This is a genomic window from Enterococcus sp. AZ141, from assembly GCF_051714385.1.
Lineage (GTDB): Bacteria > Bacillota > Bacilli > Lactobacillales > Enterococcaceae > Enterococcus_D > Enterococcus_D entomosocium.
Genome location: NZ_JBIORT010000001.1, coordinates 2212498 through 2233224, shown reverse-complemented (window position 1 = coordinate 2233224; position 20727 = coordinate 2212498). Strand labels below are relative to the sequence as shown.

The 20727-nt window shown below is 46.4% G+C and carries 16 protein-coding genes; 9 read left to right on the top strand and 7 right to left on the bottom strand.

The features are described from left to right. Positions 1 to 40 precede the first annotated feature (40 nt). On the bottom strand, positions 41 to 847 hold the full coding sequence (locus tag IGI89_RS10355) for a Cof-type HAD-IIB family hydrolase (protein ID WP_438735619.1): 807 nt from the start codon (positions 845 to 847) through the stop codon (positions 41 to 43). A 172-nt stretch (positions 848 to 1019) separates the two neighbouring features. Between IGI89_RS10355 and IGI89_RS10350 the strand changes: the two genes are divergently transcribed. The 5 genes from IGI89_RS10350 (at position 1020) to IGI89_RS10330 (ending at position 8206) form a co-directional block, all read left to right on the top strand. Beyond that, positions 1020 to 2015: an ROK family protein gene (locus IGI89_RS10350; protein ID WP_016613587.1), complete on the top strand. Its 996-nt coding sequence runs from the start codon at positions 1020 to 1022 to the stop codon at positions 2013 to 2015. 37 nt (positions 2016 to 2052) lie between these two features. Further along, the gene (locus tag IGI89_RS10345; protein WP_016613588.1) at positions 2053 to 3894 is read left to right on the top strand and encodes an FAD/NAD(P)-binding protein; all 1842 of its coding nucleotides are present in this window, start codon (positions 2053 to 2055) and stop codon (positions 3892 to 3894) included. A 192-nt stretch (positions 3895 to 4086) separates the two neighbouring features. Beyond that, on the top strand, positions 4087 to 5025 hold the full coding sequence (locus tag IGI89_RS10340) for an AAA family ATPase (protein WP_005234736.1): 939 nt from the start codon (positions 4087 to 4089) through the stop codon (positions 5023 to 5025). Positions 5026 to 5027: 2 nt separating this feature from the next. Further along, positions 5028 to 6071 (top strand): DUF58 domain-containing protein, encoded by a 1044-nt coding sequence (locus IGI89_RS10335; protein WP_005234735.1) that lies wholly within the window; start codon positions 5028 to 5030, stop codon positions 6069 to 6071. After that, a complete protein-coding gene (locus IGI89_RS10330) occupies positions 6068 to 8206 on the top strand; it encodes a transglutaminase-like domain-containing protein (RefSeq protein WP_438735618.1) in 2139 nt (712 codons plus the stop codon). The genes IGI89_RS10335 and IGI89_RS10330 overlap by 4 nt, the downstream gene beginning before the upstream one ends. Before the next feature lie 58 nt (positions 8207 to 8264). Here the strand turns inward: IGI89_RS10330 and IGI89_RS10325 are convergent, their stop codons facing one another. Beyond that, entirely contained in the window at positions 8265 to 10916 is a 2652-nt protein-coding gene (locus IGI89_RS10325) for a cation-translocating P-type ATPase (protein WP_438735851.1), read from the bottom strand. A gap of 349 nt (positions 10917 to 11265) precedes the next feature. Here IGI89_RS10325 and IGI89_RS10320 point away from each other — a divergent pair, with 349 nt between their 5' ends. Then, on the top strand, positions 11266 to 12009 hold the full coding sequence (locus IGI89_RS10320; protein ID WP_008378980.1) for an NADPH-dependent oxidoreductase: 744 nt from the start codon (positions 11266 to 11268) through the stop codon (positions 12007 to 12009). Positions 12010 to 12129: 120 nt separating this feature from the next. Here the strand turns inward: IGI89_RS10320 and IGI89_RS10315 are convergent, their stop codons facing one another. Then, a complete protein-coding gene (locus IGI89_RS10315) occupies positions 12130 to 12480 on the bottom strand; it encodes a hypothetical protein (protein ID WP_008378982.1) in 351 nt (116 codons plus the stop codon). A 162-nt stretch (positions 12481 to 12642) separates the two neighbouring features. On the opposite strand from IGI89_RS10315, the gene IGI89_RS10310 reads away from it, so the two are divergent. Both IGI89_RS10310 and IGI89_RS10305 read left to right on the top strand, forming a co-directional pair. After that, on the top strand, positions 12643 to 12951 hold the full coding sequence (locus IGI89_RS10310; RefSeq protein ID WP_008378984.1) for a DUF5960 family protein: 309 nt from the start codon (positions 12643 to 12645) through the stop codon (positions 12949 to 12951). Positions 12952 to 13078: 127 nt separating this feature from the next. Next, the gene (locus IGI89_RS10305; RefSeq protein ID WP_008378986.1) at positions 13079 to 13285 is read left to right on the top strand and encodes a hypothetical protein; all 207 of its coding nucleotides are present in this window, start codon (positions 13079 to 13081) and stop codon (positions 13283 to 13285) included. Positions 13286 to 13428: 143 nt separating this feature from the next. Here IGI89_RS10305 and IGI89_RS10300 read toward each other — a convergent pair whose 3' ends face one another. Together IGI89_RS10300 and pepV are read right to left on the bottom strand one after the other, a co-directional pair. Then, complete coding sequence (locus IGI89_RS10300) at positions 13429 to 13722, bottom strand: hypothetical protein (RefSeq protein ID WP_008378988.1); 294 nt, start codon at positions 13720 to 13722, stop codon at positions 13429 to 13431. Between the two features lie 221 nt (positions 13723 to 13943). Then, positions 13944 to 15368: a dipeptidase PepV gene (pepV, locus tag IGI89_RS10295; protein WP_008378990.1), complete on the bottom strand. Its 1425-nt coding sequence runs from the start codon at positions 15366 to 15368 to the stop codon at positions 13944 to 13946. Between the two features lie 159 nt (positions 15369 to 15527). Here pepV and IGI89_RS10290 point away from each other — a divergent pair, with 159 nt between their 5' ends. Beyond that, a complete protein-coding gene (locus tag IGI89_RS10290; protein ID WP_008378992.1) occupies positions 15528 to 16364 on the top strand; it encodes an NAD(P)H-hydrate dehydratase in 837 nt (278 codons plus the stop codon). A gap of 74 nt (positions 16365 to 16438) precedes the next feature. Here IGI89_RS10290 and IGI89_RS10285 read toward each other — a convergent pair whose 3' ends face one another. Both IGI89_RS10285 and IGI89_RS10280 read right to left on the bottom strand, forming a co-directional pair. Next, positions 16439 to 18493, bottom strand: a complete 2055-nt coding sequence (locus IGI89_RS10285) for a beta-galactosidase (protein ID WP_438735617.1) — start codon at positions 18491 to 18493, stop codon at positions 16439 to 16441. Further along, positions 18490 to 20727 (bottom strand): alpha-galactosidase, encoded by a 2238-nt coding sequence (locus tag IGI89_RS10280; protein WP_016613599.1) that lies wholly within the window; start codon positions 20725 to 20727, stop codon positions 18490 to 18492. Before IGI89_RS10280 ends, IGI89_RS10285 begins: the two co-directional genes overlap by 4 nt.

Sequence of the window (20727 nt, the reverse complement as noted above, 5' to 3'; positions counted from 1 at the left end):
AATTGAAAGTGCACGCTGTCCCTGCCAGGGAGCGATTTTTTTATTGTTTCATTTGTAGCGGTAACAGACGTTCGATAGTTTTCAGCACGCCATTTTCATCGTTTGATTTGGTCACAAACGCTGCCGCTGCCTTGACTTCCTTAAAGGCATTGCTCATGGCGAAACTAAACGTGCCAGCTGCCATCAACTCCAAATCGTTCAAGCCATCGCCGAAAACCATTGTCTCCTCGGGTGTGACGTGCAGCAATTCTTGCAAGTGTGCCACAGTCGTTCCTTTGTGGACGCCTTGATTGGTGATATCGATCCAAGCGGCTTCCGAAGCCACGATGTACGCTTCATTGGTAAATTCGCTTAACTGTTGGACATGCTCAAAACAACGTAGTTTGGGATCAAAAATAGTGAGCTTCACAAAATCTTCTGTGATAGTTTGATAATCCGCCACCGTTTTGACCACCCGATAAGAGCCACGCACTTTCTGCGCATCCGCTTCATTGGTTGTGTCAGCAATGTACGCCGCAGTCGGTGTACAAGCGATGATCACATGATCTTGCGCAATCGCAGCGAGCTTCGCAATGATCCGCCGCCCTAATTCGTTTGGCAGCAGCGATTCAAAGATGTACTCTCCTTGATGTTTGATGCGGGTCGCGCTATCCCCAAGAATCCAAACATCCGCTGCTGCTTCACCAAACAGTTCTTCCACTCGTTCACACTGTTTGCCGGTACACGCAGCAAAAGCAACACCCGCTTCTTTCATTTGTTGGCTGACTTGTTCATAATAAGGCCGATCAAAACTGCCTTGGCTGTTCAAAAATGTACCGTCTAAATCTGTGATGACTAATTTGATCATACGTTTCTCTTCCCCTCTACCTCGTGTCCTCTTCATTCCAAATCACTTAATTAACGTTATTAATTAAGTATACTTATTTTCAAGTTTTCCGTCAAGTCAGTCTTTTAAAAACTTTACATCGTTTCATCCCGTCGGTATACTTAATTAAATCACTTCATTAAGGAGAACATTTATGGCTTCTACCACCCATACCATTCGCCAGCAAAACAAACAGCTGGTTTTAAAAACTTTGTTTCAAAACGGGGCATTATTCGCTTCCGATTTAGTGAAGAAAACCGGCATCAGCATGGTCACCACTAACTCATTATTAAAAGAATTGTTAACAGAGGGGGAAATCACGAAAGGTCCGCTGGAGCAAAAAGAGCTAGGACGACCAGCAGTGACCTATCAGCTAAATCAAGACCGAGGTCATTCTCTTTTGCTTAGCTTTATCGATCACGATGGCTCCTTGGCTCTTTGGTCCATGCTGATCGACCGCAAGGGGAAGGTTTTGGCAAAACACGACCAGCCCTTTCCTGATGTTGCCCCTCATCGCTTTCAAGAATGTGTAACGAACGAGCTGGCATTATTTCCTTCTGTGGAACAGATCGCCCTCTTTTTACCAGGAAAAATCAGTGGAGGAACCGTGACTTCCAGCTGGTATGAAAAATTTAACGGCTGGCAGCTGGCAGCCCTCGTGGCAGAGGTCACTGCACTGCCCTTCTACTGTCAAAACGATGCCCATATTTTAACGATCGGCTATTGCATCGCCCAACAGATCTCCTTGCAGCAAACCATCGTTGGCATGTACAATCCTGAAAAAAGCATGCCCGGTATCACGCTCCTAGTCAATGGTGCGCTTTTAGAAGGAAAAGATGCCCTAGCGGGAGAGGCAAAATTTTTACCCGGCTACTTGGATCAAGGGGCACCGCAAGACCGCACGGCTTTGGTCCAGCGCCTGACAAGCTTACTGCCATTTTACAATGCAGCTTTTGCCCCCCACTGTATCATTTTAGCCAGCAGTGATGCAGTAAAAACCGATCTCTTAGACGCGATCCAAAAAAATCCATTGCTGCAGCAACAACCCAATCAGCCCGCTTTCCATTATATCGATGCTATCGAGGAAGCCATGGTGCTAGGCATGCACTGGCTGATTTTCCGCAAGACACCTTTTGACTTAGCCCGTTGATGACACAAAGACCATAGAATAATTGAGGTGGTGTGATATGAAAATAGCGATCATTGGTGCTGGTCCTCGTGGACTTTCACTTTCAGAACGGCTGATTGCTCATAGCAAACAAAACAAACAAGCCATCGACTTGCTGCTGTTTGATCCTTTTCTTCCTGGGGCAGTTTGGCGCACGGACCAATCGGCAGATTTGCTATTGAATTCTGTGACCAGCCAAGTCACCCTTTTCACGGATGACACATTAAGCACCGGCGGCCCCGTGGTCAAAGGACCTACCTTATACGAATGGGCAGTGACAGAAGGGAAACATTTCGCAGCCACGCATGCCCCTGAGCTCATTGCGAAATGCACAGCACTTGATTCACTTGATCCTAACGGGCATTGCTCGCGGGCGTTATATGGACTCTATCAACAGTGGTTTTATCAGCAGTTGTTAATAGAGCTACCTGAATCCATTACCGTCAACCATCTGTCAGATAGTGTCAGCTCTTTGATCCCTCTTTCCAAAAATCGCTACCAGTTGACGACGGCTCACCAAACATTCCTTGTTGATGCCGTCGTCTTAGCTACAGGCCATTCACAGGCCCAACTGTCATCAGGGGAACAACAATTGGCGGCTGCCGCAGAAAATAATGGCTGGTTTTATGCACCGCCAGCCAATGCGGCAGATACGGATCTAACGGCTGTGAAAGCCGGAGAACCTGTGATTTTACGGGGACTAGGACTTGCCTTTTACGATTACGTCACCCGCTTGACCAGTGGTCGGGGCGGAACCTTCGTCAAAGTCAATGAATCCCTCGTCTATCAACCTTCTGGTGAAGAACCGCAAATCATCGCCGGTTCTCGTCGGGGTGTCCCGTATCATCCTCGTGGCCGCAATCAAAAAACACCAACGCAGCAGCGAAAGCCCGTTTTTTTGACCCCTGAACGCCTAGCTGCTTGGCAAGCAGCCAAAACGGTTGCTGGCAAGACACTGCTCTTCTATTTAAAGAAAGAGGCAGAACTCGTCTATTATCAGACGCTGCTTTTAGAAAAACAGCGGCTTGACAAAGAGCAGCTTGACGCTTTTACCACCGCCTTTGTTGCCACGGAAGGATCTGAAGACTTGCTAAAAAAATGGCAGCTTCCTAAGAGGGAATGGTGGTCATGGCACCAACTAGCCGATCCCTTTGCTCAGAAAGAGCAGCAGTCCTTGCAAGACTTTTTCATTGCGCTATTACGTACCCAAATCCAAGATGCCGAAAAAGGCAATCTAGCGGGACCTATCAGCAGTGCCTTGGAAGTCTTCAAAGATCTGCGTGACCCGATTCGGTTTGTTCTCGATCATCAGCTAATGCCAGCAAAAGACCTGAAAACACTCTTTTGGCAGTCTTTCGTTCCCTTTAACAGCTTTTTATCGATCGGTCCGCCGGTTCAACGACTGCAGGAACTGGTCGCCTTGATGGAAGCCGGAGTGGTGACCTTACTAGGTCCTGACATGACTGTTGAGATCGAGGAGGCTTATTGTACGTATTCAAAGCGATTTCCCGACACACGCTATCACGCGACGCAACTAATTGAGGCCCGCATTCCATCGACAGCGATTCGTCGAACCAACAATTCCTTATTGCGGCAACTGCTAAACGATCGGATCATTCACCCGCACCGGTTGCCGATACCCAATGAGGTGCCTTTTGAGACGGGTGCTATCGCCATCGATCCTGAGACCAATCAGGTCCTTGGACCAGATGAACGCCCCTACACTGCCCTCTATTGTTTCGGGATTCCCACAGAAGGCATCCACTGGCTGACGGCTGCCACTGCTCAGCCAGGAACCGATGCTTGGAATTTACGGCAGGCGGACCAGATCGCCGCTGACCTCTTACACCACATCTTCTAGTCGCTTCTTTTCTATCAAACGCAAACTTCCGAGGAAACGCTTCGGAAGTTTTTTGTTTTTCTTTCGCAAATCCGCAGAAAGGATTTTTCTTTTTTTGAATATTCTTGAAATTTTCTTTAATTGTTACACGAAAATTGCGACAGTCCTAGAAAACCGTTACAATGGAAGAAACGAATGTAGGGAGGTTATCAGATGACCGCTGAATTACAAAAAATAGATGCCTTGATCGCAGAAGTGGAAAAAGTGATTTTAGGCAAACGAGATGTGATCCAATTTACCGTGGCTGCGCTGCTTGCTGGCGGACACGTTTTATTCGAAGATATCCCTGGTGTTGGGAAAACGATGTTGGTCAAATCGTTAGCCAAAGCCATTCAAAGTGACTACAAGCGGGTACAGTTTACCCCAGACCTTTTACCTAACGATGTGTTAGGTGTGTCGATTTTTAATTCCCAAAGCCACCAGTTCGAGTTTCGTCCCGGCCCGATCTTCACCTCCGTCCTCTTGGCAGATGAGATCAACCGAACCACACCAAGGACGCAAGCCTCGCTCTTAGAAGCCATGTCAGAAAATCATGTCACCATCGACAATCAAACGTACCCATTGAGTCCCCACTTTTTTGTGTTAGCTACCCAAAACCCAATCGAATATGAAGGAACGTATCCCTTGCCCGAAGCCCAATTGGATCGTTTTTTGTTCCGCCTGCATATCGGTTACCCAGATTTTCAAGATGAGCTCGCCCTCTTGACTGGAAAACGACAGCAAAGCTTGGATCAGATCCAAACCATTTTACATGCTGATGAAGTGACCGCTTTGAAAGCGATGGTGGACGACGTGTATGTCGATGAGCGGGTCGCCCGTTACGCATTGCAGCTGGTTCAAGCGAGCCGCCAGCATAATGCCATTGACCTTGGTATCAGTCCTCGTGGTGGGATCGCCTTCTTAAAAGGGGCAAAAGCGTTAGCGTTGACGGAAGGACGGACCTTTGTCACGCCGCAAGACTTGCAGCGAATTTTACCAGCAGTCTTCGGTCATCGTTTATTACTGAAAGGCGGCGTTCATGCTAGCGCGGAGACCCTTTCAGATTTGATGAAACAGATGATCCAACGGGTGCCTGTCCCTACGAGGAAATAGCGATGAAGAAAAAAAAGCTTGAACGCGTGCTGCGCCTCCTGTTGTTTAGCGCTGCCTATTTTTTGCTGCTGGCTTACTGTGTGATCTTTAATAATAATGCCGGTTGGAGCCTCTGGTTTTTACTGACTCTGTTATTGTTGCTTGACGCAGTATTCTTGCTGCCCTCCCTCAAGAAGGTCCAAATCGTTTTAGAAGAATCGATCCAAGCTGAAACACAGACAGCGATCACCTTACCGCTGCAAGTCTTCAAGTATCGCCCGACGCTGCTGCCGCTGGTCGATTTCACCTTGCAGTTTGACGATCGTTTCAAGAATAGTCATCACAGCGCCTTTTATCGAGGCAATCTGATTCGGCTCCATCTGCCTTGGACCCCAAAGGAGCGCGGCAGCTATGAAGAATTGCCCGTTCAATTGTACAGCCATGATCTCTTTGGCTTTTTTGAAAAAAGCTACGCTGCAGGTGCGAAACAATCGATTTTGATCCTACCGAAATTGAAGCTAGAAGCCGTTGCCCTATTGCCATTTTTTAAACAGCAAGTCCGCAGCCAAACCCATGGGGAACCCAATTTTTCTATTCGACAGTTCCGTCAATACCAGTTAGGGGATTCATTAAAAAATATCGATTGGAAATTATCCAGCAAACAACAGGAATTGATCTATCGCGAACGAGAATACGAAGAAGAACAAGACATCTTTCTGCTCTTTTGGGGAGAAGATCATCCTGCTTTTGAAGAGACCTTGACACTGTTTTATTCGATCCACCATTTCTCACAAAATCAACGACTTTTCCAGCCGCTCTTGATTGGTGACGGATTGACTTCTCCTTACCAAACGGATGCCGCTGCCTATGCCCAGATCCTTCCCTTCGAGAAAGTTCCTGAAGGGGTACCGCTCTTGACTGGCAGCCATCTTATCTTCATTACCCCGGTTTTCACCCCACAACTGGAAAACTACCTCAGTCAGTTGGAAGCAAAAAACAGCTGCCAAGTGTTTACCTACGCTGATTTAATGAGGCAGTTGAATGAACTTGAGGAGGTGGTAGGATGAGATTTATTAAGAAAGCACTGATTGGTCTTTTGACCTTTCTCAGTCTATCACTGGTGATCTTGCCGTTTATCGCAGTTTATGACCTTGGCAATCAGTTCACCCTGTTAACTTATGCCTTTAGTATCTGTTTGATTTTGACCGTCGTGCCGAAAGTCCGTTACAGTTTGCCTTTGCTGGCAGCCGCTTGGCTGATCGTCTTGTATCGGATCTTTCCTTATGGGACTGCCTTTTCTTTTGACTGGCTACTGCGTTTTTTGCTAGACCTGCACCGTGCCTTTCAAGAGATCCTCAGTGGTGAAGTCGGCTATATCACCGAACTGGCGGCGGTGACATTGATCGTTAGTTGGGTCTTGTTTTTAGCGATCTTACCGATTGCTTATCAACGCTTTTTCTTGATTTACGGTACCATGATCGGCTACTTGCTGACAGTCGTGATTTTTAATCAATTTGACTTGACGTGGCATTTGATTGGTATTTTTCTTTGCGCACTGGCTTCTTCACTGATCCAGCGCAGCACCTTTCGATCCAGTCAAACGATCGCCCCTTGGTTTGGTGTGATGCTATTGATTGGTGGCTTAGCCGTCACTGCTGTCTACTTGCCGCAAACGAGCGTGCGGGATCAGTTGGCAGCCCGTTCCACGCCTATACGGACAAATCTGAATCAGCTGGGTTTTTATCAATTTATTGAAGAACATGGCACCCCCACTGGTTCTCGCACGGGTTTCAGTGAAAATGATCGTCAATTAGGCGGACCACTACTTGATGATGCGACGATTTTATTTGAAGCGCAACAAGAAACCCCGCATTACTGGCGGGTGGAAAGCAAAGACTTTTATTCTGGTAAAGGCTGGATCAGTACGAGCCGCGAAGACGTTCGCTTGGAAGCAGACGATGTCACCATCGCTGACCAGAGCTATCAACAAACCTATCCTGAGAATGAACAAGTGCGGATCCAATTCCAAAACCATGGAGACTATGTGCCATTGCCCTATGGCCGCAGTAGGTTATCCCTTGAAAGCGGCGCGCGTGGCTTTCAAATCAGCGACGCTATTCAACGGGTCGATTTGATTGATTCGCTACCAGACACGGCCTTGACCCTCGATTGGGACCATCCAGATTTTTCCGCAGAAAATCTTCAAAATCTGCCTTTGATCTATCCGGATTCTCCGATCGATTATATCCAATTACCCGATTCTTTACCGCAGCGGGTACGAGATCTCGCCGCTGCGATCACCACTGACAGCAACAGTCTGTTTGACCGAGTCACCGCAATTGAAAGCTATTTGAAAGATCCGCTCGTATTCCGCTATTCCAAGACCGATGCCGTCGTGCCTGCAGAAGAGCAAGATTACGTTGATCAATTTTTATTTGAATCACAAGTCGGCTACTGCGACAATTTTTCCACGGCAATGGTCGTGCTACTACGGAGTTTAGAGATCCCTGCTCGCTGGGCTAAAGGCTTTTCTCCTGGATCCCCCGTGACAGAAAACGGCATCACTACTTATACTGTCCGTAACTTGAATGCCCACTCATGGGTGGAAGTCTACTTTGACGGATACGGTTGGGTGCCTTTTGAACCGACACCTAGTTTCCAAAATCCAGATCGTCCCGTGTTGACCGAAGAATCTACTAGCTCAGAAGAAACACCGACCGCTAGCAGCGAGACAACACCAACGAGCAGCACGGAAACAGAAAGTAGTGAAACCACGACCAGCAGTTCTGCAACAGCCTCGGTTACCAATGATGTTTGGTTGACTGAGGAGCTGAAACAAACGCTGCGCAATGGCTTCTTTGGAGGCTTAGCTCTCCTAGGACTTGGCCTGCTTTTCTATTTCCGCCATTCGTTTTTCCGTATTCGTTTATGGTTGATCTGCCGCTTTAACAAACAGCCGCTAGTTGCTGCCTATCCTTTGTTTTTAAGGCAAACGACGAAAGTTTTGTACCGTAACGAGGCGGAGCCGTTGATCGATTATGCCCAACGACTCGAAGCATTCTATCCACTGTTTCATGGTGATTTTATCCGCTTGACGCAGCAATACGAAGCCTACCTTTACAGTCAAGAACAGCCGGCTGGCCAAGAAGCCTTCTTGAAGCAAGTCGCTGCCCAAATCAGTCAGCTGAAAAAAATCAACTAAGCGGTGAGGAGAAACGACAAAAAAACGTATCGATCAAAGGATCGATACGTTTTTTGCTCTAGGCGTTTCCTTGACGTTTTTGAACGGCAATAATAATCAGCTTTGTGATTTCCATCAAAACAACTGCCACAGCAGCCATTGCGATACATAGACCGACATGTCCTAAAGTGAAGGTTGCTGGAATCGCAAAGACTTCACGGATGCCAGGAATCAAGGTAATGCTGTATAGTCCACCACAAACGACGATCGCCAACCACACCATTTTATTGGCAAAAAGGCCAGCTTGCCAAGCAGTCTCGGTATTTGAGCGTGCTGGCAATGTTTGCAATGTCCGGCTCCAGATAAGTGTTGAGAAGGCCATCGCTACACCTAACTCAGGTGATTGGCTCATCCCTAACCATTGTGCCAAAATCACGACAGCGGCAATCAAAATACCGCGATACGTTACTGAGATCAAAGTTTTTCCAGTGAAGATACCTGCATTTGGATCTCTAGGCTGACGTTGCATGATGGTTGGTTCGGCTTTTTCCATTCCCAGAGCAATTGCTGGTAATGAGTCGTTGACTAAGTTGATAAAGAGTAGCTGCAAGGCAGTAAATGGATTGTCCCAACCCATCACTAAGGCAAAGACGATCGCAATGATCGCACCTAAGTTTCCAGCAAACAAATACGAAATGGCTTTTTTGATGTTGTCAAAGACGTTTCGGCCAACTTCTACGGCACGAATGATCGAGGCAAAGTTATCATCCGTCAAGACCATCGCCGCTGCATCTTTGGCAACGTCCGTTCCGGTTCCCATTGCGATCCCGATATCCGCTTGTTTCAAGGCGGGTGCATCATTGACTCCATCTCCGGTCATGGCAGAGATCTTGCCTTTGTCTTGCCAAGCCCGCACGATACGGATTTTGTTTTCCGGCGAAACACGAGCATAAACCGTGATTTTGTCTAATTGATCCGCTAGTTCGGTTTCAGAAAGAGCATCCAATTCCGTACCAGTCAAAGCTAAGTCGCCCTCGGCTGAAATACCGATCTCTTGTGCGATCGCCACGGCTGTCGTTTTGTGGTCCCCTGTGATCATCACTGTTTTGATACCAGCAGATTTAGCATCCGCTACGGCTTGTTTGACTTCTTTACGAGGAGGATCGATCATCGCCATCAAACCAACCAAAATCAACTCGTTTTCATCCTCAAGTGTCAATTCTCGTGATTGGGCATCAGTCAATGGACGGTAAGCAAACGCCAAGACCCGTAATGCCCGTTTTGAGAATTCTTCGTTTTGATGCTGCAATTTATTTCTAATTTCATCTGTTAAAGGCACGACTTGATCATCGATCAAGACTTTGGTACTGCGGCCAAAGACGATGTCTGGACCACCTTTGGTCAACAACAAATGTTCGCCATCGATCTCATGTAAGGTGGACATCAATTTACGATCAGAATCGAAAGGCAATTCTTGCAAACGAGGAAACTGTTGACGAATCGCCCGATATGGCTGATTTAGTTTCTCACTGTAATCCAGAAAAGCAATTTCAGTAGGGTCTCCTAGCTTCGCCCCATCTTCACTGATGGCAGCATCATTTGCCAAGACACTGATCTCTACTAAGCGTTTTTCAGGCAATGTCCAGGTAGTTGGCTCATCGGGGAACGTGCCCGTTTGCCCATTTGGTAAATAGTAGTCAACAACGGTCATTTTGTTTTGGGTCAAGGTCCCTGTCTTATCTGTACAAACGATACTCGTTGAACCCAATGTTTCAACCGCTGGTAGTTTTCGAATGATGGCATGACGCTTCGCCATTTGTTTTGTTCCGATCGAAAGGACGATCGTCACGATCGATTGCAATGCTTCTGGAATCGCTGCAACGGCTACGGCTACCGCAAACATAAAGGCGTTGACTAAGTCTTCCGTCATATCACCTGTTCCGTCACCTAAGAACAACCGTGCTACTTGAACCCCTAAAATAATCAATGAAAGGACCAAGATCGCCAAGCTCAGTTTTTTACTGAAGCTGTCCAGTCCTCGTTGCAATGGTGTTTTGTGTTCAACTGTACTTTCCAATAAGCCAGCCACTTGACCGATTTCCGTCACATTACCAGTCGCGGTTACGATAAACCGACCACGTCCATAAGTGACGATCGTTCCACTGAAGACCATGTTGTCACGGTCGCCGATCGGTGCGGTACGATCGATCACACCTAATTCTTTTTCCGCTGGCGTTGATTCCCCAGTCAGCATTCCTTCATCGACCTTCAAAGAACCCTCTTCGATCAATCGACCATCTGCTGGTACATAGTCCCCAGCTTCTAAAATAACGATATCGCCGACAACCAATTCTTTCGCCAGCACACTTTGTTCTTTGCCATCCCGAATGACGTTAGCATCTGGTGCTGACAAGCTTTTCAAAGCGTCTAACGATCCTTCGGCTTTTTTCGTTTGTATCACACTGACGACGGAATTCAACAAGAGTACTGCGAAGATAACGACGGACTCAACGTGTGCACCCATAACCATTTGGATGATTGCCACAATCAACAAGACGATCACCATCGCATCTTTGAAGGTATCTAAGAATAAGGCAAAGCTTGATTTCTTAGGTGCTTCCTTCAGCTGGTTCAGGCCATTTTCTAACCGCTTGGCTGCCTCTTGCTGCGTCAACCCCTCTGGACTGCTCTGGACCTCTGCCATAATTTCCGAGATTTCTTTTTGATACATTTCTTTCGCCAATTTTTTTGCCCCTTTTAATTTTATTTTCCTTAGGCACTCTGCTAGAAAAAAAGAGACCTAAGACAAGTATACGCTTGTCTTAGGTCTCACCATTTCAAATAATACCAGAAAGCTGTCGCCAGCTTACTTACTGTTGATATTATCGCAGCTTGCGCCACCGGTTACTCCCCTAAGGAATAATAATAAGAATGTATCATTATCATAACGGAAACTGTTGTTCTTGGCAACTATAAAACATCAATTTGAAAATTTTTTGAAAACATTCTTTTTGTTCCCATTCCTTTTTTTCTGTTACACTAAAGAAGAAAGAAATTTGTACGTTACAGGAGGAAAAACGATGGATCTTTTTGATACTTTTACCCGCCACAGCTCTGTCAGAGATTTTCAACCCCGGCCACTATCAAAGGAACTCAAGCAAAAATTAGTGACGGTTGCCCAAAGTGGTTCCAGTTCGAACTTTGTTCAAGCTTATTCGATCATTGAGGTCAGTGATCCTGAAAAACTGGCTGCCATCGAAAAAATTGCCGGTGCCCCAAATTACATCACTCGAACGGGGGTCTTCTATCTTTTTGTCGCCGACTTACATAAGCATCAGCAGCTGCTGACCCAAGCAGGGTTGCCGGATACCCACTTAACCACGATGGAACCGTTTATTGTGTCTGTCGTTGATACGACGATCGCTGCCCAAAATATGGTAGCATATGCTGAAGCACAAGACTTAGGAATTTGCTACATCGGCGGCATCCGCAATGATTTGCCTCGTATCGCAGAACTTGTCGGCTTACCAAAATTGACGTTTCCGTTATTCGGCTTGACGATCGGTTATCCGCAACATAGAAATGAGCCGAAAGTCCGCTTGCCTCAAGAAGCGATCGTAAGTGTCGATCAGTATCAACCGCTGACGCAGGAGCAAACAGCCCAGTACAACCAAACGACGGAAGCCTATTATGCACAGCGCAGCAGCAATCAACAGCAAACCAATTGGCAAACGAAAATGACGGAATTTTTCCGTGAACCGCGACGTCCAGATGTCGCTGCCTTTATGAAGCAACAAGGCTTCTCAGACCACTTCGGCGAATGAGGACACTAATCACCACGGGAAAATAAAAAACGATCTTTGGCAAGGAATCTTGTCAGGATCGTTTTTTTGCTTGGTGTAAAAAATCAGGTTCAGGCGGCTCTTGTATCTTTGTCGCGCTAATTAACGTGCGGCTTCTTGTGCGGTTTCGTTGACGGCAACTGCCTGCTCACATTTTTCCATTAATTCTACGAATGCTTTATCTAACACGGCTGCATTTTCGGAGGTTCGCTGACTGATTTGCGTCATAGGTTGCGCCGCAAGATCCAGCAAATAGGTAGGGATTGCTTCTTTTTCAGAAAAAGTGCCCTTGATCAGCGGCTGGTAGACAGACTCGCCACAAGGTCCAGTTTTGATAAAGGCTAGTTCGAACTGCGCCTTCCCTGACAAGCGCAACCGATAGAACCCTTCATTGGTCAGCAGTTTTTCATCGGTAAAGCGTGCCTGTAATCGTGCAAAGCGTTCATAATCCATGGTATCTGCTCCTTTTTGATTCCTTCTTTCCTCTAGTGTAGCAAATTTCTTGTTAGCAAAACATCTTTTTCATAGAGAACGCACCCCCTTTTTCCTCGTCTGGCGATTTTCCACTTTACAAACGGAACAAACGTTCGTATAATTCAAGTGAGGTGAATGCGTATGCCAGCTGCAAAAATCGCTTATGCAAAACAAGAAACCTATGCATTTGAAAAACACTATTATGAATTGGTAAACTTTCCCACACCAGTGGCGCTTTTGTTTGATGAATTCGCATTGACGATGGAGCGCAATCAAAAATCATATATTGCGATCCCCGCGCGCTATTCCGTCTTAAAGGTTCCGCTCGTCTTTGTTTTTCGACTAGAGACTAAGGATGCGCCTGTTTATTATTATGAGCACGTACTTGCTGAAAATAAGATCATTCGCCGCTACAACCCCGAGCGTAACTATTTACCCGGTGGAAGATAGACAAATGGTTCGATACGTTTGCTTAGATAAGCGGATGCTCTCTCCTGATGAAAATCATGGGTAGCAGTTCGAATGTTTGTCATCAAAACAAAACCCCTCTATACTAAAAAGAAAGGGGTTTTTCACAATGACGAAAAAACCGCCGCAAACGTCTGAAGAAAAAGAAGCCGCTTCTAACAATATGGGATTGGGGATCGGTGTCGGAATGGCCTTAGGTGCTGCATTTGGGATGCTGTTTTTTGACAACCTGGCATTAGGCATGGGTTTAGGCATCGCACTAGGTGTAGCGATCGGTGCCGGTATGGATCAAAAAAGCAACAAAGACAAGAAATAGCTGAAGCAAAGAGCTGTGTTTATCTGTCACAGCTTGCTGCCCAGTAAATACAAAAAAAGCCTAGGTTCTGCACTTGTTGTACAGGACCTGGGCTTTTTTGCTACTTCGAGCAATTTTCTCGAAAACAGTTGCTTCACAGTTGGTTACAGCAGATTTCTTTTCGCCATTTCCGCGCGATACAGTTCATAAACCGCATCACTTTGCTTTGCATGACTGCGGTAAAAGAGCCCATAAGAGAAAATCGCTTGGAAATTGCTTCCTTGATTTGCTCGTGCTACAGCGTGGTACAAATTCGCCAACTGCTGATCAGACATCTTCCCGCTTTTGATTTGTTTGGCAACTGCTTTTTGAGAAAGGGTAAATAAAACCGTCGTAAATACTTGATAAACCACCCAAATCGCCAGAATGACCAAAATAAATTTCACCAAATCAGGCATCACTTTTCAACTCCTTACAAAAAGTAAATCATTCGGATGATTTGATGTCAATAATAAAATAACCCAACGAAAATAAAATATTTATTTCCCAAAGTAATAAAATAGCAGTATGACAATGATTGAAACAATCAGTCGTACTGCTATTCCTTTATTACCTCTATTCATCTAAGTATTAATAAATCGACTCAGCTAAAAAAAGAATAGACGGTATCAATGTCTCTTTATTTCGCCAAACGGTAGATAGCATCTGCATAGATCACCGCTGCGTTGAATAGGTCATCCAAGCTCATGAATTCATTGGCTTGGTGCATGGTGTCAACATAGCCTGGGAACATTGCGCCATAGGCAACGCCGCGTTTCAATAGACGGCCGTATGTGCCGCCGCCGATGATTTGTTCAAAGCCTTTTTCGCCGGTATGTTCTTCATAAACCGCCAATAAAGTTTCTACCAATGGATCATCTGCTGGCACGTAGTGAGGTTCCATGTTGCGGTCATTGCGAGTAACGGTGGCCCCTTCCATACCGACGGTGCGTTCCACACCGATTTCAAGTCCTTCCGCAGTTACCCCTTTAGGATAACGGAAGTTCAATGCGATAAAGTTGTCTGCTTGCGTTCCTGCTTGGTTCGCTTTAAAAGCAAACAAGCCAGCATTCATAGTCAATTTACCCATTTTTTCGTCTTCGTACGCCACACCTAATTTTTCACCGTAGAAATCTTCATGGACATATGCTGCTGCTGCATGGATGAATTGTTTTGCGCCGCCGCCAAAGGCATAGTTATCTAAGAAGACTGCTAAGAAAGTCCCCGCATTGATTCCTGATTGTGGGCTGGCACCATGAGCACCTTTACCGACTAATTCGATCGTCACTTGTTCATTTTCTGTTTCAATCGTGCCCGTCACTGGATTGGCTTCGACGTAATCGAAAAAGGCTTTTTCGATCGCTAATGCTTCTTCTGTTGACGGAGCAATGAAGCTTGCCGTTGCCGTTCCTGGTACCATATTTTCCCGCAAGCCAGCAGTAAAGCTTTGTAGCGTGAAGTCTCCTTCATTGTTGCCTTGGAAATGGATCCCTAATGTCACATTTCCTTTTTCTCCATTGATGATTGGGAAATTGGCATCTGGCGAGAAGCCAAAATCAGGCTTTTCTTCATGCTCAAAGTAGTAATCCATATCTGCCCAGCCGCTTTCTTCATCAGAACCAACGACAAAACGGATTTTTTTCGATAATGGCAAGCCCAATTCTTTAATGATTTTCATCCCATAATAGGCGGCCATTGAAGGACCTTTATCATCAGAAGAACCACGAGCATAGATTTTGTTGTCATTGATGACTGGATCATAAGGATCGGTTGACCAGCCGTCACCTGCAGGAACAACATCCATGTGACCGAAGATCCCTAATGTTTCGTCTCCTTCACCAAATTCGATGTGACCAGCGTAATTATCGACGTTTTTGACTGTGAAGCCATCACGTTCGCCATAAGCTAGCATGTGTAGCAACGCATCACGAGGTCCAGGACCAAATGGCGCGTCCGCAGTCACTTTATCATCTTCTCTTTCACTTTTCACTTTCAATAGATCAATCAAGTCGTTCAGCAAATCGTCTTTGCGGGCTTCGACCTCTTTTTTCCAATCGATTGTCATAGTGTTCCCTCCATTTCTGTTCTCGCTATTTATGATAACACTCTTAAACCAAAAAAGGAAAAAAAATTGCGCCTTTTTCCATGGGTCTTTTCTATGAAATTTCTAGGAAACAGGTATAATAAATATAACTCGATTTTGATTAACGAAAGGAGTCATTGCATGGAGCAACTTGATTCTGCGATTTTATCCAAAGTGATCCAACAGCGCCCGACAAAAAGCCACAAAGGTACCTTTGGCCGGGCCGTTTTAGTAGGGGGCAACCGCCAATTCGGTGGGGCGATCTTAATGGCTGCGCAAGCCTGTGTATATGGGGGAACTGGTTTGACCACTGTGATCTCCGATGGCGTCAACCGAACCGCCCTGCACGCCCGCTTGCCTGAAGCGATGTTTGTCGATTGGCAGCAAACAGAACTGATCGATACGGTCACCGAATCGGCGGACGTCCTACTGATTGGTCCCGGATTAGGAGAAGGAAAAAGCAATTTTGATCTGCTGCAGCGGATCGTTTCTGCCCAAAAAGAACACCAATGGTTGGTGATCGATGGTTCGGCGATCAATTTGGCTGCCAAATATCCGCTGATCATCCCCTTTCCTGAACAAGTCGTCTTCACGCCGCATCAGATGGAATGGCAACGGCTCAGCGGACTGGCAATTGCCGACCAGACCGAAGAAAACAATCAGCAAGCCCAACAAAAACTCGGAAGTCTGGTGGTCTTAAAAAGCCATCGCACGCAAATTTACGGTAGCAGCATCGCCCAAAATCCCCTAGGAACACCCGCAATGGCGACCGGCGGCATGGGGGATACGCTGGCAGGCATGATCACCAGCTTTTTGGCACAGTTTGAAAAAACAGAGGAAACGATCCAAGCGGCTGTCTATCTCCATAGCCTGATTGGCGAAGACTTGGCAAAAGAGCACTATGTCGTGTTGCCGACACAAATCAGTGCCGCATTGCCTCAATGGATGAAAAAGCACCAAGCATCTGATCCCGAATGATTTCTTATAAACCATTCACCAAAAAAACGTCCCTTTCTGTATTTGTCGAAAGGGACGTTTTTTCCAATGGTCAGTTAATTGTTAAAATAAACCACTCGCACTTCATACGGCGCCAAGGTTGCTGTTGGAGGAACTGCTTGATTGGTCTCTAAATCAACGACTTCTTTGATCAAGTGTAGTGTCTGCTCTTTCTCAGAAAAATTCATGATGAAAAAGTACGTTCGTTCTGGACTGATCCTGCCTTGGATCGAGACTGCAGGATTGGCATGCGCGATCCTTTCCTCTGCCAAGGACAGCTCACGGACCAAAGAGGCATAAAACTGTTCGAAAAAGTCATAGTTGGTGCGAGCCGCCAGATAGTAGGCGGTGCCTGCACCAAAGGTATGTTTGGTGATCGCAGGTGTTCCTTGGTAAAAATCCGCTTGATACACCCCTAGTACCTCCGCTGTTTCGGCTTCGATGATTGCAGAATAGTCCCGTGTTTCAAAGGGCTGTCCTTGAAAAACCACTTGATTGTGTTCAGTGTCAAAAAGAGTTTCCAGCTCCAGCACGTTGATGCCTAATAACCCTCGCAACGGCTGTGGCAAGCCCCCCAGATACAACAGGTCGGTTTCATTGACCATGCCGCTAAAGTAACTGGAAATCAAGGTACCACCAGCTTCCGTGTACTGGCAAAGTTTTGCCATCGTCTCCGAGGTCATCAAGTAAAGCATCGGAGCGATCACCAACCGATAGTCAGAAAAATCTTGCTCTGGCGTCAAAATATCGACAGCGATGTCTTGTTCCCAGAAATAACGATAATGCTCCTGCAACGTTTGCGGATACCGTCTGGTTGGTCGACCAAACCCGCCGCCTCGCTTCAATGCCCAGTTGCTTTCCCAGTCAAAAAGGATCGCCACTGCTTTTTTTCTTGTGGTTCCTTGAATCTCTTTGATTTTTTCCAAGCGCTTGCCGTAAGCCGCAACTTCTTTGAAGACCCTATTCTCCGTGGAATCATCATGTCCCACGACTGCCCCATGGAATTTTTCTGAATTGCCGCGGGATTGGCGCCATTGAAAATACAAGGTACTATCTGAGCCGTGAGCGATCTGCTGCATGGCACTCAACTGATGGACACCAGGCTTTTTCGCTTTATTGAAGGAATGCCAGTTAACAAAACTCGGCGTGCATTCCATCACTAAAAAGGGCTGTTTCTTCAAAGACCAGTACTGGTCATGCACATAGGCAGATTTCATTGCTGTCGCTGCCAAAGATTCAAAGTTGTTGTTCCAATCAGGGTAACTATCCCAGCTAACGATGTCCACATGACGAGCAAACTTGCTGTAGTCAATGCCTTCCAAAGGAATAAAGTCTTGGGTAGCATGTCCTTCCGCCATAAAATTCGTCGTCACAGGAATGTCCGGTGTCAGCTGACGGATCGGCGCACATTCATGCAAATAAAAATCGATCGTCCTATCTGTGACAAATCGTTTCCAATCAAGATCCATGCCATGCACTTTGTGTTCCCCTAAAGGTGAAGGCGGTAAAACCTGCGACCAATCAGAGTACGTACCGCCCCAAAAAGAAGTCCACCAGGCATGATTCAACGTGGCTAAATCACCATATTTTTTTTGCAGCCAGCTGCGCCAGTTTTCCTGACAATAGGAGCAAAAGCATTCCCCAGAGTACTCATTGGAGATATGCCACATGGCTAATGCCGGATGCTTGCCGTAACGTTTTGCCAACTGTTGATTGATTTGCGTCACCTTTTCCCGATAGATCGGTGAAGAGTAACAGTGATTGTGGCGAAACCCATGGGTATGTTTTTGTCCTTGGGCGTTGGTCCGATTGACTTCGGGATACTTTTGGCTCAACCATTGAGGACGCCCACCGCTAGGAGTGGCCAAAATGACTTTGCCGCCGATGTCATGGATCTGATCAAACACACGATCCAACCAGTCAAACTGATAAACGCCTTCTTGCGGCTCTAAGGCACTCCAAGCAAACACCCCTAATGTGACGGTGTTGACATGGGCTTGCTGCATATAAGCAAGATCCTTTTGCAAGATTTCTGGATAAGCCAGCCATTGATCGGGGTTGTAATCCCCGCCATGCATAAACTGCTGATCAAACAATTGATTGCTCATCATTCTGCTCCTTTTTTGGCTTGTAAATGGTATACAAATGATTGAAAATCGCCAGTGACTTGCGCCGTTCCATGGTTGACGGCATTAAACTGATAAGGTTTACGCAACCCTAATTGTCTTAACAGCTGACCAGAGACGGGTTCGCCATTGACCTGGTACACCTGTTGGCCATCGAGAAAGGCTGCGGGCAAAAAGTCTTCCGCCGTCGGATTGGCTTGTGCCAACACGCGAAAGAAAGCAACCAATGCTTCTTCGTTTTGCGGATCATACACCGCCCAAGTTTTTTCATTGGCATGTTCCAACTGCTGCAGCTGATAAAAAGTACCAAAGGTCAGCAATTGCCGCTGCTTTTTATAAAAAACGATTTGGGATTTGATCGCCTGCTTTTCAGCTTCAGACAAGTGAAAGAGATCGAGTTCATACCCCAATGGCCCAAACATTGCGACGGTTTGCCGAAAGGCTAAAGAAGTTGCCCGGCCGACTTGGTGGTTTGGTACCGCCGACACGTGATTGCTGAAGGAGGACAACGGATACCCTAGCAACGTTCCGCTTTGGATGGCTAAACGTTCCACTGCATCACTATCATCACTAGGCCAAATCTGCGGACTGTAAAACAAGATCCCCAAATCGTATCTGCCCCCGCCGCCAGCACAGCCTTCAAGCAAAAGGGTCGGAAACGCCGCTAAGATTTTTTCATATAAGCGATAAAGGCCTAAAATATAACGATGATAAAACTCCGTCTGAGAAATTCCCTGTTCCGCTAAGTAAGGAGAGTAAGCTTCCGTGATATTGCGGTTCATATCCCATTTGATGTAATCCAGCTTGGTTTCAAGGATCACTTTTTGCATCGCTTCGAAAATTGCCTCGACCACTGCTGGATTGGCAAAATCCAACACGTATTGCCCGCGCCCCACAGAGATCCGCTCATAAGGATGCTTGACTACCCACTCAGGATGCTCTTGGTACAACTGACTATCTGGCGAAACCATTTCCGGTTCAAACCAGATCCCCAGCTGCAGCTGCATGGCATGAATTTTCTCAGCAAAAGAGCCGATTCCTTTTGGAAATTTGGCAGGGTCCGCCACCCAATCGCCTAATGAACTGCGGTCGTTGTTACGTTTTCCAAACCAACCATCATCCAGCACAAAGCACTCCATCCCTAACGCCTTGCTTTCTTGGGCTAAGGTCAACAGCTTCTCTTCATTAAAATCAAAATAAGTCGCTTCCCAGTTATTAAAGACGATCGGCCGCTGCCGCTTTTGCCAATAAGGGGCAATCACATGCTTTTCGATAAATTGGGCGGATTCTTGACTCAAACCATTCAGGCCAGCAGCGGTGAAGGTGAAGAGACATTCCGGCGCTTCAAAGGTTTCTCCTTGTGAAAGCTGCCAGCTGAAATGTTCAGGATGTATCCCCAACATCAATCGAACGTTGTCCCATTCATCCATTTCTGCTTGCGCCAAAAAGTTACCAGAATAAATCAGGTTGGCACCGTAGACGTGACCAGTGTCATTGGTGGCTTGCTGTTCTTTTAAGGCGACAAAAGGATTGTGCTGATGACCAGACGCTCCTTTTAACGAGCCAACACTGATCGTCCCTTGGGTCAAAGGGACCGTCTTGATATGCCGTTCTTTCAGCCATGCGCCTGAAAGATGCAGCAGTTCAAAATCGCGATTTTTCAGCTCCAAGACACCACTCAAAAAGCGCTGGATGGTTCTAGGCTTGCTTCCCGTATTGGTCAGTGTCTGCTGCCTCGTGATGGTTCCTGATCCTTTGAAGATCGTATAGGTGATCGCCATTTCCAGCTGTCGCTCTTGATCTACTAATTCAAAGACGATGCTTTGGCTTTCATCGGCAGCCGCGAAGCTGGCTGGTTGCGCCAGCTTTCGTTCTTTGCCCTCAAAACAGTGAAAAGCCACAAGTTTAAAATCAACATAAAGTGGGGTTTCTTCCTCAAAAACCGACACTACCCCTTCTCGAAAATCAGAAGTCCCATACGTTGGCAATTCTTGAAAACGGTCTGCCAAGGTAAAAAGATTGTCTGCTTCAAAAAATTTGACGGTTCCTGCCGATTTATTCTCTTTTTTCTCAAGGTACGCTTGATCAAACGGCGCCAGTGTGCCTAGAGATGGCCCAAAATAGACATGACCCAGTTGCTGATTTGGTAACACATTTATGATATAACTGATTTTTTCATTGTATAAGTGAAAGAGTTGTTCGTTCTTTATTTCTATCAT